Raw genomic sequence first — 11,552 nt, 5'->3', positions numbered from 1 at the left:
TCAGTAAGTCGCGCCACCACGGCGCCGCCCCCCGGCATGGGGAGAGTGCCCATGCTCCGGCGAAAGCTCCGGACTCCGGGGGGTTGTTGGCCGGGCGAACCCGGTCATGCATCCTGCCACCCCCGCCCGGCCTTCCTGGCCGGACGCGCGCCGGGGCCGAAGCCCTGGCTCGCCCCGCGCGCTCCTCCAGCGCACGGATCGTCCCGGTGCCACTCGCGCGCGGGACCGCCACGCGAGTCGCCCATGTGCCGCTTCGCGCGATTGCCGAAGCAGCGGGTGTTCCACTGTCCCCACCCGGGGACCGCAGCCCTGTCCGCGCCGATCAGCGCGAGCGCGAGCTGCCCTTCAAATTGGCCTTCTTCAGCAGGCTCTCGTACTGGTGCGACATCAGATGCGCCTGGACCTGCGCAATGAAGTCCATCACCACCACGACCACGATCAGCAGCGAAGTGCCGCCGAAGTAGAACGAGGCGCCCAATCCGGTGCGCATGTAATCCGGCAGCAGGCAGACCAGCACCAGATAGACCGCACCGGCCGCCGTCAGGCGCGTCAGCACGGCATCGATGTACTCGGCGGTCGCCTTGCCCGGACGGATCCCGGGGATCAGCGCGCCCGACTTCTTCAGGTTGTCGGCGGTTTCCTGCGAGTTGAACACCAACGCGGTGTAGAAGAACGCGAAACCCACGATCAGCGCCGCCAGCAGCACCATGTAGATCGGCTCGCCCGGCGACAGCATCTGGCCGATCTTCTGCAGTTCCACGGTGAACCGGGAGCCGGACTGGCCGAACCAGGTCGAGGCGGTGGCCGGGAACATGATGATCGACGACGCGAAGATCGGCGGAATCACGCCCGACATGTTGAGCTTGAGCGGCAGGAACGAGCTCTGGTTCTGGTAGCCGCCGCGCCCGCCCTGGCGGCGCGCGTAGTTCACGGTGATGCGGCGTTGTCCGCTCTCCATGAACACCACGAACCAGGTGACCGCCAGCACGATCGCCAGGATGAAGAACACCGTGATCCACTGCATGTCGCCGCTGTTGGCCTGCTGCAGGGTGTTGAGCGTCGCGCCCGGCAACCCGGCGACAATGCCGGCGAAGATGATCAGCGACACGCCGTTGCCGATGCCGCGCTCGGTCACCTGTTCGCCCAGCCACATCAGGAACACGGTGCCCGCGGTCAGCGACACCACCGCGGTCAGGACGAAGCCCGGACCCGGGTTGTACACCACCGGCAGGCCGCTGCCCGCGCCCTGGCTCTGCAGCGCGATGGCGATGCCGGCCGACTGGAAGATGGCCAGGAACACCGAACCGACGCGCGAGAACTGCGTCACCTTGCGGCGTCCCGACTCGCCTTCCTTCTGCATCGCCTTCAGGCTGGGCACGACCTGCACCAGCAGCTGCATGACGATCGATGCCGAGATATAGGGCATCACGTTCAGGGCGAACAGGCTGAAGCGCTCGAGGGCGCCGCCCGAGAACATGTTGAACATGTCCACGATGGTGCCCTTCTGCGAGTCCATCAGCTGCAGCATCGCCTCGGGGTTGACCCCCGGCACCGGGATGTAGCAGCCCAGCCGATAGACGATCAGCGCCCCGACCACGAACAGCAGGCGCGAGCGCAGTTCGGCAAACTTGCCGGCGCCCAGCAGTCCGGAAATCGAATCCGCGCTACGCGACATTCGCCGCTTACTCCGCCAGCCTGCCGCCGGCGGCCTCGATCGCGGCCTTGGCGCCCGCGGTCGCAGCGATGCCCTTGAGCACGAAGGCCTTGGTCAGCTCGCCCTTGAGCACGACCTTGGCGCGCTTGGCCGAAGCCGGCACCAGGCGCGCGGCCTGCAGCGCGGCGAAGTCCACCTCGCCCGCGGGCAGGGCGTCGAGCTTGTACAGCAGCACTTCGGCGCTGTCCTTGGCCACCTTCGAGGCAAAGCCGATCTTGGGCAGGCGACGCTGCATGGGGATCTGGCCGCCTTCGAAACCGGCCTTGATCTTGCCCTTGCCGGAGCGCGCGAACGAACCCTTGTGGCCGCGGCCGCAGGTCTTGCCGAGACCGGAACCGATGCCGCGACCGACGCGGGTGCGCTCCTGGCGGGCGCCGTCGGCGGGCTTGAGCGTATTGAGCTTCATATGCTTACTCCTCCACCCGCACCAGATAGTGCAGCTGGTTGATCAGGCCACGCACCTGCGGGCTGTCCTTCAGTTCGCGCACGCTGCCCAGCTTGCCAAGGCCCAGCGCCTTGACCGACAGCCGATGACGGGCCTGGGTTCCGCCCAGCCCCTTCACGAGGCGCACCTTGATGGTCTTGTTTGCCTCAGACATTGACGAGGTCCTCCACCTTCTTGCCGCGCTTGGCCGCGATCCGGCCCGGCGACTGCATCGACTGCAAGCCCTTGACGGTGGCGCGCACGAGGTTGATCGGGTTGCGCGATCCGACCGCCTTGGCCAGCACGTCCTTCACGCCCACCGCTTCGAGCACGGCGCGCATCGCGCCACCGGCGATGACGCCGGTACCTTCGGACGCCGGCTGCATGTACACGCGCGCCGCGCCGTGGCCGGCCTTGACCGGGTGATAGAGCGTGCCGCTCTTGAGCTCGACGGTGCTCATGTTCTTGCGGGCGTATTCCATCGACTTCTGGATGGCGACCGGCACCTCGCGCGCCTTGCCATAGCCGAAGCCGACCTTGCCTGCCCCGTCGCCCACCACCGTCAGCGCGGTGAAGGTGAACTGGCGACCGCCCTTGACGGTCTTGCTGACGCGGTTGACCGCGACCAGCTTTTCGATCATGCCGTCGTCGATTTCTTCGCGCTCGCGATTGCGATCGCGGCCGCGGGATTCACGTTGTTCTGCCATTGCAGTATCTCGATGGTTGCGGAAATTTGCGGCATTGCCGCTTATCGTTGTGGTTTGACGCGGATGTTCCGCCGGAAGCGCAATCGCTCCGCGGCGTCCGATGCAGCCCGCATCGGCGAGTCTGGCGCAGCCCGGACCGTGGCCCGGCCGCGCCTTGGATCAGAACTGCAGGCCGGCCTCGCGGGCGGCGTCGGCCAGCGCCTTGACGCGACCGTGGTAGCGGTAGCCGGAACGGTCGAAGGCAACCTTCTCGATGCCGGCGGCCTTGGCGCGTTCGGCGATCAGTTGCCCGACGCGCGCGGCGGCTGCCATGTTCTTGCTGCTCTCCAGCCCCTCGCGGACGTCGGCCTGGACGGTCGATGCCGAAGCCAGCACGCGGGCGCCGTCGTGGGAAAACAGCTGTGCATACACGTGCTGACCGGTGCGGAGCACCGACAGGCGCGGAACGCCGAGGATGCGGATGCGTGCGCGGGTGGTCTTGGCGCGACGCAGGCGGGCGATGTTCTTGTCCATGGTTCGTTACCTCGGAAGCGGATCGGCTGTTGTGGATCGCGCCCGCATCGACTGGTGCGGGCGCCGCGGGAAGTCCGCGATCAGGCCTTCTTGGCTTCCTTGCGGAGAATGGTTTCGTCGGAGTACTTCACGCCCTTGCCCTTGTAGGGTTCCGGCGGGCGATAGCCGCGAATCTTGGCGGCGACTTCGCCGACCAGCTGCTTGTCGGCGCCGGCCACCAGGATCTCGGTCTGGGTGGGAGTGCTGATGGTGATGCCGGCCGGCGGGGCGAACACCACCGGATGCGAGAAACCGAGCGACAGGCTCAGATCCTTGCCCTGCATGGCGGCGCGGTAGCCCACGCCCACCAGCTCAAGCTTGCGCTCGAAGCCGGTGCTCACGCCGTGCACCATGTTGGCGACGATGGCGCGCACGGTGCCGGCCATCGGCTCCAGCGCAGCGTCCTCGTTGGACACGTGGGCGTGGCCGTCTTCGACCTTGATTTCGATGCCCGCCGGCTTGGCCAGGCTCAGGGCGCCCTTCGGGCCCTTCACCGCGATCGACTCGGCTTGCACATTGATTTCGACGCCCTTGGCCAGGGCAACGGGCTTTTTGGCAACTCGTGACATGTTCGAAACTCCCTTACGCCACGATGCACAGGACTTCACCGCCGACGCCCTGCTGGCGCGCCTGCGAATCGGTCATGATGCCTTTGGATGTGGAGATGACGGCAACGCCGAGACCGCCGAGCACCTTCGGCAGCGCGTCCTTGCCGCGATACTGGCGCAGGCTCGAACGCGACACGCGCTTCAGGGTCTCGATGACCGGCTTGCCTTCGTAATACTTCAGCGCGATTTCCAGCTCGGCCTTGGCGCCGTGAGTGGTGACGCGCGCGTCGGCGATGTAGCCCTCGTCCTTGAGGACGTTGGCGATCGCGACCTTGACCTTGGAGGACGGCATCGTCACCGCCGGCTTGCCGACCGCGGCCGCATTCTTGATGCGCACCAGCATGTCGGCGATGGGATCAGTCATGCTCATGTAGTTTCACCTGATGAGTAGCACCGATATCCGCTTTCGCGAAAATCTTCGGATTGTGGACGCCGTTGCCGGCGGTTGCCCGCCCCGGAAAGCCTTCCCGGGGCCAGCCGCAGCCGTGTTCACGACATGCAGCGGGCTAGTCTAGCAGATTTTTACCAGCTTGCCTTGCGCAGCCCCGGAACGTCGCCGCGCATGGTGGCTTCGCGCAGCTTGTTGCGACCCAGGCCGAACTTGCTGTAGACGCCGCGCGGGCGACCGGTCAGGGCGCAGCGGGTGGTCTGGCGGGACGGCGAGGAGTCGCGCGGCAGCTTCTGGAGCTTGGTCGCAGCCGCCATCTTGTCCTCGTAGGACGCGTCCTGGCTGGAGATGATCTTCTTCAGCGCATCGCGCTTGGCGGCGTGCTGCTTGGCCAGCTTGGCGCGCTTGACCTCGCGGTTCACCATGGAGGTTTTGGCCATGACGTGTCCTTAGTTGCGGAACGGGAAGCGGAAGGCCTCGAGCAGGGCCTTGGCCTCTGCATCGGTCTTCGCGGTGGTGGTGATGGCGATGTCCATGCCGCGCATCGCATCGACGGCGTCGAAGTCGATCTCCGGGAAGATGATCTGCTCCTTCACGCCCATGTTGAAGTTGCCGCGGCCGTCGAAGGAACGCCCCGAGATGCCGCGGAAGTCGCGCACGCGCGGCAGCGAGATGTTGATCAGGCGGTCGAGGAACTCGAACATGTGGGAGCGGCGCAGCGTCACCTTGCAGCCGATCGGCCAGCCGTCGCGGATCTTGAACGAAGCCACCGAAACGCGCGACTTGGTGACCACCGGCTTCTGGCCGGCGATCTTGGTCATGTCGGCCACCGCGTTTTCCAGCACCTTCTTGTTGGTCGCGGCCTCGCCCACGCCCATGTTCAGCGTGATCTTGACGAGCTTCGGGACCTGCATCGGATTGGTGTAGCCGAACTGCTGGGTCAGCTTCGGCACCACTTCTTCCTTGTAGAACTTCTCGAGTCGGGTGGTCATGTCAGATGGCCTCGCCGCTGGAGCGGAACACGCGGATGCGCTTTCCATTCTCCAGCACCTTGGTGGCGACGCGTTCGCCCTTGCCGGTGGCAGGGTTGAACGGCATCACGTTGGAAATGTGGATCGAAGCTTCGCGCTCGATCACGCCGCCGGGCTGGCCGGCCTGCGGATTGGGCTTGGTGTGGCGCTTGACCAGGTTCAGGTTGGACACGTACACGCGGTCGCCTTCGACCCGCAGCACCTCGCCCACCTGGCCCTTGAGCAGCTTGTGCTTCTTCTTGTTGCCGCCGGTCGTGACAACGACCTGATCGCCCTTCTTGATGCGATTCATTGTTCAGTCCTCCACGCTCACAGCACTTCGGGGGCGAGCGAAACGATCTTCATGAACTTCTCGGTGCGCAGCTCGCGCGTCACCGGCCCGAAAATGCGGGTGCCGATCGGCTCCTGCTTGTTGTTGAGCAGCACGGCGGCGTTGCCGTCGAAGCGGATCAGCGAGCCGTCGGCGCGGCGCACGCCCTTGCGGGTGCGCACCACGACGGCGTCGTAGACGTCGCCCTTCTTCACCTTGCCGCGCGGAATCGCTTCACGGACCGACACCTTGATGATGTCGCCGATGCCGGCATAGCGACGCTTGGAGCCGCCCAGCACCTTGATGCACATCAGTTCCTTGGCACCCGAGTTGTCGGCAACGTCGAGAAAGCTCTGCATCTGGATCATGGCTGTCTCTCCTGTTTACTCGGCGGCCCGGGCGACGACTTCCACCACCCGCCAGTTCTTGGTCTTGGACAGCGGCGCGCACTCGGCCAGACGCACGACGTCGCCCTCGTGGCAGCTGTTGTCGGCATCGTGGGCGTGCAGCTTGGTCGAACGGCGGATGTACTTGCCGTACAGCGCGTGCTGAACCTGGCGCTCGACGAGCACCGTCACGGTCTTGTCCATCTTGTTGCTGACCACGCGGCCTTCGACCGTGCGCAGCTTCCTGGTTTGTTCGGTCATGACGCCTGTCCTTGCTTCTTCGCACCCAGCAGCATGTTGACGCGAGCGATCTCGCGGCGCACGCGGCGCGGGTCATTGGTCTTGGCCGGCGGCAGCTGGCCGGTCGCCTTCTGCATGCGCAGCGCAAAGCGCTCCTTGTGGAGCTCGGCCAGATGCGCCTTGAGCTCATCCGCCGACTTCTGACGCAGTTGCTTGAGTTCCATCAGCGCACCGTCCGGGTCACGAAAGTGGTGGTGACCGAAAGCTTGGCAGCGGCCAGACGCATCGCTTCGCGCGCGACTTCCTCGCTGACGCCTTCGATTTCATAGATCATCCGGCCAGGCTGGATCTGGGCCACCCAGTACTCGACATTGCCCTTGCCCGAGCCCATTCGGACTTCGATCGGCTTCTTGGTGATCGGCTTGTCGGGGAACACGCGGATCCACATCTTGCCGCCGCGCTTGACGTAGCGACTGATGGAACGGCGCGCGGCCTCGATCTGGCGCGCGGTGAGCTGGCCATGGGCGGTCGCCTTCAGGCCGAACTCGCCGAAGCTGACGGCGTTGCCGTTCCAGCTCAGGCCTTCATTGCGGCCCTTGTGGACCTTGCGGTATTTGGTTCGCTTGGGTTGCAGCATGGTTTAGTCCCTCGCTTCGCCGCGCTCGGCGCGGTCGCCACGGTCAGCCCGGTCACCACGGTCGCGGCGCGGGCCACGCGGACGCTCACGGTCGCCGCCGCGCGGCGCCGGGGCATCGTCCTGCTTCTCCTGGCCAATCTGGGAGAAATCGAAGATTTCGCCCTTGTAGACCCAGACCTTGATGCCGATGATGCCGTAGGTGGTCTTCGCTTCCGCGAAGCCGTAATCGATGTCCGCACGCAGGGTATGCAGCGGCACGCGGCCTTCGCGGTACCACTCGGAACGGGCGATTTCCGCGCCATTCAGACGGCCAGCCACGTTGACCTTGATGCCGAGCGCGCCCAGGCGCATCGCGTTGCCGACCGCGCGCTTCATGGCGCGGCGGAACATGATGCGGCGCTCGAGCTGCTGGGCGATCGATTCGGCCACCAACTGGGCGTCGAGTTCGGGCTTGCGGACCTCGTTGACGTTGATGTGCGCCGGAACGCCCATCACGTCGGAAACGTCCTTGCGCAGCTTCTCGATGTCCTCGCCGCGCTTGCCGATCACCACGCCCGGACGGGCGGTGTAGATCGTCACGCGCGCATTGTTGGCGGGGCGCTCGATCAGGATCTTGCTGACGCCGGCCTGGGCCAGCTTCTTGCGCAACACTTCGCGGACCTTGAGGTCGGCGGCAAGGTAGCTGGCGAACTGCTTCTTGCCCGCGTACCACTTGGAATTCCAGTCCTTGGCGATGCCCAGGCGGATGCCGATCGGATTGACTTTGTGACCCATGATTACTTGCCCTCGCCGACGACAACGGTAATGTGGCTGGTGCGCTTGGTGATGCGCGTGCCACGGCCCTTCGCACGCGCCATGAAGCGCTTGAGCGCGGGACCCTCGTCGACCATGACGGTCTTGACCTTCAGCGCGTCGGCGTCGGCGCCGTTGTTGTTCTCGGCATTGGAGGCAGCCGAGAACACGACCTTGTAGATCATGCCGGCGGCCTTCTGGTCGGAGAACTTCAACAGGTCGAGAGCGCGGGCGACCGGAAGGCCGCGCACCTGGTCGGCGACCAGGCGAGCCTTCTGGGGGGAGATGCGCGCGGTGCGCAGGATGGCTTTCGCTTCCATGGTCATCTCCTTACTTCCCGGCCTTCTTGTCGCCACCGTGCCCCTTGAAGGTGCGGGTGGCGGCGAACTCGCCGAGCTTGTGCCCGATCATGTTCTCGTTGACCAGAACCGGGACGTGGTTCTTGCCGTTGTGGACGGCGATGGTGAAACCGATCATTTCCGGCAGGATGGTCGAACGCCGCGACCAGGTCTTGATCGGACGCTTGCTGCCGCCCGCGGCCTCCACCTTCTTGAGCAGGTGGTGGTCGATGAACGGGCCTTTCTTGAGTGAACGTGCCATTGCCGATTAGCTCCTGCGGTCGCGCACGATGAACTGCTGGGTGCGCTTGTTCTTGCGGGTCTTGTAACCCTTGGTCGGCACGCCCCACGGCGACACCGGATGCGGGTTGCCCTGTCCGGCACGCGCCTCGCCACCGCCGTGCGGATGGTCGACCGGGTTCATGACGACGCCGCGGACGGTCGGCTTGACGCCGCGCCAGCGGGTCGCGCCGGCCTTGCCCAGCTTCTCCAGGCCGTGCTCGTCGTTGCCGACTTCGCCCACGGTGGCTCGGCACTCGGAGGACACCTTGCGCATCTCGCCGGAGCGCAGGCGCAGCGTCGCATAGACGCCTTCGCGAGCCACCAGCTGGACGCCGGCGCCGGCCGCGCGCGCAAGCTGCGCGCCCTTGCCGGGCTTCATCTCGATGCAGTGGATGGTGGTGCCCACCGGGATGTTGCGCAGCGGCAGGGTGTTGCCGGTCTTGATCGGCGCGTCGTGGCCGGCGATCACCTGGTCGCCCGCCTTCAGGCCCTTGGGGGCGATGATGTAGCGACGCTCGCCGTCCGCATAACACAGCAGCGCGATGTGCGCGGTGCGGTTCGGATCGTACTCGATGCGCTCGACGCGAGCCGGAATGCCTTCCTTGTCGCGCTTGAAGTCGATGATGCGGTAGTGCTGCTTGTGCCCGCCGCCGATGTGCCGGGTGGTGATCCGGCCATGGTGGTTGCGCCCGCCGCTCTTGCTCTGCTTTTCCAGCAGCGGCGCGTGCGGGGCACCCTTGTGCAGGTCGGGCGTCACCACGCGAACCGCGCTGCGGCGGCCGGCGGAAGTGGGCTTGAATGTCATCAATGCCATGGGTGTGCTCCTCAGGCCGAGACGGTCATGACGTCGATCGACTGGCCTTCGGCCAGCGTCACGTATGCCTTGCGGGAATTGCCGCGGCGGCCCATGCGCTGGCGGAAGGCCTTGGCCTTGCCCTTCACATTGACCACGTTGACGGCTTCGACCTTGACGCCGAAGACCTTCTCCACCGCCGCCTTGACGTCGGACTTGGTGGCGGTCTGGGCGACCTCGAAAACGTACTGGTTCGAGACTTCCTGCAGGCGCGCGGTCTTTTCGGACACACGCGGCGCGCGGATGACTTCGTACAGGTTTGCAGCGCTCATGCCAGCCACTCCTCGATCTTCTTCACCGCGTCGGTGGTGACCACGACCGTATCGGCGCCGACCAGCGCAACCGGATCCAGCCCCTGCACGTCGCGCACCTGCACATAGGGCAGGTTGCGCGCCGAAAGGTACAGGTTGTCGGTCGCTTCCTCGGTGACGATCAGCGGACGCTTGCCGACGTTCAGGGCGGCCAGCTTGCCGACCAGGCCCTTGGTTCTGGGCGCTTCGACGTCGAAGCTCTCGACCACCGTGATCCGGCCCTGGCGATTCAGCTCGGACAGGATCGAGGCGATCGCCGCGCGGTACATCTTGCGGTTGACCTTCTGCGCGAAGCTGCGCGGCTTGGCCGCGAAGGTGACGCCGCCGCCGACGAAGATCGGGGCCGTCAGTGCGCCATGACGCGCGCCGCCGCCCTTCTGCTTCTTCGACTTCTTGGTGGTGCCGTTGACTTCCGAACGGGTCTTCTGCGCCTTGGTGCCGGCGCGACCGGCATTGCGGTAGGCGACGACGACCTGGTGCACCAGATCCTGGCTGAAATCCCGGCCGAACACGGCATCGGAGACGTCCAGCTTGGCGGCGCTGCCGTTGATGTTGAGTTCCATGCTCAGACTCCCTTGCTCGCCGGACGCACGATCACGTCGCCACCCGGAGCGCCCGGCACCGCGCCGCGCACGGCGATCAGGCCGCGCTCGACATCCACCTTGACGACCTGCAGGTTCTGGCTGGTCTTGGTCTCGGCGCCCATGTGGCCGGCCATCTTCTTGCCCGGGAACACGCGACCCGGCGTCTGGCGCTGGCCGATCGAGCCCGGCGCGCGGTGCGACAGCGAGTTGCCGTGCGTCGCATCGCCCATCTTGAAGTTCCAGCGCTTGATCGTGCCCTGGAAGCCCTTGCCCTTGCTCACGCCCTGGACATCGACGATCTGGCCTTCGCTGAAGATGTCGGCCTTGATCTCGCCGCCCACCTCGAAGCCGCCGATCTGGTCGTCGGCCACGCGCAGCTCCCACAGGCCGCGGCCCGCTTCCACCTTCGCCTTGGCGAGATGGCCGGTTTCCGGCTTGTTGAGCAGGCTGGCGCGCTTGACGCCGGCGGTCACCTGCACGGCACTGTAGCCGTCGGTTTCCAGGGTCTTGATCTGGGTGATGCGGTTCGGCGTCGCCTCGATCAGGGTCACCGGGATGGACTTGCCGTCCTCGGTGAACATGCGGCTCATGCCGGCCTTGCGACCGACGATGCCGAGCGAATGTTTCTTCGCGCTCATCTCCGGTCTCCTCAGGTCAACTTGATCTGGACGTCGACGCCCGCCGCGAGTTCGAGCTTCATCAGCGCGTCCACGGTCTTGTCGTTGGGGTCGACGATGTCGAGCACGCGCTTGTGCGTGCGGGTCTCGTACTGGTCGCGCGCGTCCTTGTCGACGTGCGGCGACACCAGCACGGTGTAGCGTTCGATCTTCGCCGGAAGCGGGATCGGACCGCGCACCTGGGCGCCGGTCCGCTTGGCCGTTTCAACGATTTCGCTGGCCGAACGGTCAATCAGTCGATGATCGAACGCCTTGAGCCGGATGCGAATCTTCTGGTTCGCCATTTGAGTTGCCTCGTAAATCCTGAAAGAGCGACAGGCGTGGCGGCTGTTTGCGCCATGCCCCGGAATTGGAACCGCCTTGCCTTTGCGCCACCGGAACGAACCGGCCCGGCGCGACGCCCGCCATCCCGGGAATCCTCTGGCGCGCAGAAAGGCCCCGCCGATGTGTCCCGGACAGTTCCGGAACGGACGAGGCCTTGCCGTGCGACATCTCCCTGTCTGGCGAACACGAGGCGCGTCCTGCGCCTCATTTCGCTACCCCCAACGACTCACATCGTGCAGGGGTCTTGCATTCTAACGGAGTGAATCAGGGCAACGCAAGCCCTGATTCTGTTTTTCAGTCACTTGACGATCTTCGCCACCACGCCGGCGCCAACCGTGCGGCCACCCTCGCGGATCGCGAAACGCAGACCCTCGTCCATCGCCACCGGGTGGAT

The 11,552-nt window shown here is 65.8% G+C and carries 22 protein-coding genes and 1 pseudogene; all 23 read right to left on the bottom strand.

The genetic code is table 11. The annotated features are described in order from the left end of the window. Positions 1 to 322: 322 nt before the first annotated feature. On the bottom strand, positions 323 to 1,675 hold the full coding sequence (gene secY / locus Q0X16_RS00660) for a preprotein translocase subunit SecY (RefSeq protein ID WP_297829546.1): 1,353 nt from the start codon (positions 1,673 to 1,675) through the stop codon (positions 323 to 325). A 7-nt stretch (positions 1,676 to 1,682) separates the two neighbouring features. After that, positions 1,683 to 2,120: a 50S ribosomal protein L15 gene (gene rplO, locus Q0X16_RS00655; RefSeq protein ID WP_297829541.1), complete on the bottom strand. Its 438-nt coding sequence runs from the start codon at positions 2,118 to 2,120 to the stop codon at positions 1,683 to 1,685. Between the two features lie 4 nt (positions 2,121 to 2,124). Then, complete coding sequence (gene rpmD, locus Q0X16_RS00650) at positions 2,125 to 2,313, bottom strand: 50S ribosomal protein L30 (protein WP_297829538.1); 189 nt, start codon at positions 2,311 to 2,313, stop codon at positions 2,125 to 2,127. Continuing rightward, complete coding sequence (rpsE, locus tag Q0X16_RS00645) at positions 2,306 to 2,845, bottom strand: 30S ribosomal protein S5 (protein WP_297829535.1); 540 nt, start codon at positions 2,843 to 2,845, stop codon at positions 2,306 to 2,308. The genes rpmD and rpsE overlap by 8 nt, the downstream gene beginning before the upstream one ends. Positions 2,846 to 3,004: 159 nt before the next feature. Then, on the bottom strand, positions 3,005 to 3,358 hold the full coding sequence (gene rplR / locus Q0X16_RS00640) for a 50S ribosomal protein L18 (protein WP_297829533.1): 354 nt from the start codon (positions 3,356 to 3,358) through the stop codon (positions 3,005 to 3,007). 80 nt (positions 3,359 to 3,438) lie between these two features. Next, the gene (rplF, locus tag Q0X16_RS00635) at positions 3,439 to 3,966 is read right to left on the bottom strand and encodes a 50S ribosomal protein L6 (RefSeq protein WP_297829530.1); all 528 of its coding nucleotides are present in this window, start codon (positions 3,964 to 3,966) and stop codon (positions 3,439 to 3,441) included. A 13-nt stretch (positions 3,967 to 3,979) separates the two neighbouring features. Further along, positions 3,980 to 4,375, bottom strand: coding sequence for a 30S ribosomal protein S8 (gene rpsH, locus Q0X16_RS00630; RefSeq protein WP_297829527.1), 396 nt, complete (start codon positions 4,373 to 4,375; stop codon positions 3,980 to 3,982). Between the two features lie 152 nt (positions 4,376 to 4,527). Next, complete coding sequence (gene rpsN / locus Q0X16_RS00625) at positions 4,528 to 4,833, bottom strand: 30S ribosomal protein S14 (RefSeq protein WP_297829525.1); 306 nt, start codon at positions 4,831 to 4,833, stop codon at positions 4,528 to 4,530. A 9-nt stretch (positions 4,834 to 4,842) separates the two neighbouring features. Further along, on the bottom strand, positions 4,843 to 5,385 hold the full coding sequence (rplE, locus tag Q0X16_RS00620) for a 50S ribosomal protein L5 (protein WP_297829522.1): 543 nt from the start codon (positions 5,383 to 5,385) through the stop codon (positions 4,843 to 4,845). Between the two features lies 1 nt (position 5,386). Beyond that, positions 5,387 to 5,716 (bottom strand): 50S ribosomal protein L24, encoded by a 330-nt coding sequence (rplX, locus tag Q0X16_RS00615; RefSeq protein WP_297829519.1) that lies wholly within the window; start codon positions 5,714 to 5,716, stop codon positions 5,387 to 5,389. 17 nt (positions 5,717 to 5,733) lie between these two features. Next, positions 5,734 to 6,102, bottom strand: coding sequence for a 50S ribosomal protein L14 (gene rplN, locus Q0X16_RS00610; RefSeq protein WP_297175185.1), 369 nt, complete (start codon positions 6,100 to 6,102; stop codon positions 5,734 to 5,736). A 15-nt stretch (positions 6,103 to 6,117) separates the two neighbouring features. Beyond that, complete coding sequence (gene rpsQ, locus Q0X16_RS00605) at positions 6,118 to 6,381, bottom strand: 30S ribosomal protein S17 (RefSeq protein ID WP_297829515.1); 264 nt, start codon at positions 6,379 to 6,381, stop codon at positions 6,118 to 6,120. After that, the gene (rpmC, locus tag Q0X16_RS00600) at positions 6,378 to 6,584 is read right to left on the bottom strand and encodes a 50S ribosomal protein L29 (RefSeq protein ID WP_297829512.1); all 207 of its coding nucleotides are present in this window, start codon (positions 6,582 to 6,584) and stop codon (positions 6,378 to 6,380) included. Before rpmC ends, rpsQ begins: the two co-directional genes overlap by 4 nt. Then, positions 6,584 to 6,997, bottom strand: a complete 414-nt coding sequence (gene rplP, locus Q0X16_RS00595) for a 50S ribosomal protein L16 (RefSeq protein WP_297829508.1) — start codon at positions 6,995 to 6,997, stop codon at positions 6,584 to 6,586. The genes rpmC and rplP overlap by 1 nt, the downstream gene beginning before the upstream one ends. 3 nt (positions 6,998 to 7,000) lie before the next feature. Continuing rightward, positions 7,001 to 7,771: a 30S ribosomal protein S3 gene (gene rpsC, locus Q0X16_RS00590; protein WP_297829506.1), complete on the bottom strand. Its 771-nt coding sequence runs from the start codon at positions 7,769 to 7,771 to the stop codon at positions 7,001 to 7,003. 2 nt (positions 7,772 to 7,773) lie between these two features. Beyond that, positions 7,774 to 8,109 (bottom strand): 50S ribosomal protein L22, encoded by a 336-nt coding sequence (rplV, locus tag Q0X16_RS00585; protein WP_297829504.1) that lies wholly within the window; start codon positions 8,107 to 8,109, stop codon positions 7,774 to 7,776. Positions 8,110 to 8,119: 10 nt separating this feature from the next. After that, positions 8,120 to 8,389: a 30S ribosomal protein S19 gene (gene rpsS / locus Q0X16_RS00580; protein ID WP_297829502.1), complete on the bottom strand. Its 270-nt coding sequence runs from the start codon at positions 8,387 to 8,389 to the stop codon at positions 8,120 to 8,122. Positions 8,390 to 8,395: 6 nt separating this feature from the next. Further along, positions 8,396 to 9,223 carry a 50S ribosomal protein L2 gene (gene rplB, locus Q0X16_RS00575; RefSeq protein WP_297829499.1) on the bottom strand — a complete coding sequence of 276 codons (828 nt, stop codon included), beginning with the start codon at positions 9,221 to 9,223 and terminating at the stop codon, positions 8,396 to 8,398. Positions 9,224 to 9,234: 11 nt separating this feature from the next. Further along, positions 9,235 to 9,534: a 50S ribosomal protein L23 gene (gene rplW / locus Q0X16_RS00570; RefSeq protein ID WP_297829497.1), complete on the bottom strand. Its 300-nt coding sequence runs from the start codon at positions 9,532 to 9,534 to the stop codon at positions 9,235 to 9,237. Then, on the bottom strand, positions 9,531 to 10,136 hold the full coding sequence (gene rplD, locus Q0X16_RS00565; RefSeq protein WP_297829494.1) for a 50S ribosomal protein L4: 606 nt from the start codon (positions 10,134 to 10,136) through the stop codon (positions 9,531 to 9,533). Before rplD ends, rplW begins: the two co-directional genes overlap by 4 nt. A 2-nt stretch (positions 10,137 to 10,138) precedes the next feature. Then, positions 10,139 to 10,795, bottom strand: a complete 657-nt coding sequence (gene rplC, locus Q0X16_RS00560) for a 50S ribosomal protein L3 (RefSeq protein WP_297829491.1) — start codon at positions 10,793 to 10,795, stop codon at positions 10,139 to 10,141. A gap of 11 nt (positions 10,796 to 10,806) precedes the next feature. After that, positions 10,807 to 11,118, bottom strand: a complete 312-nt coding sequence (rpsJ, locus tag Q0X16_RS00555) for a 30S ribosomal protein S10 (RefSeq protein WP_297829489.1) — start codon at positions 11,116 to 11,118, stop codon at positions 10,807 to 10,809. A 338-nt stretch (positions 11,119 to 11,456) separates the two neighbouring features. Further along, positions 11,457 to 11,552 (bottom strand): annotated as a pseudogene (locus Q0X16_RS00550) (elongation factor Tu); the annotation flags it as partial.

This window comes from Thermomonas sp., assembly GCF_025993755.1.
GTDB lineage: Bacteria > Pseudomonadota > Gammaproteobacteria > Xanthomonadales > Xanthomonadaceae > Thermomonas.
This window is presented reverse-complemented; position numbering and strand designations above follow the sequence as displayed.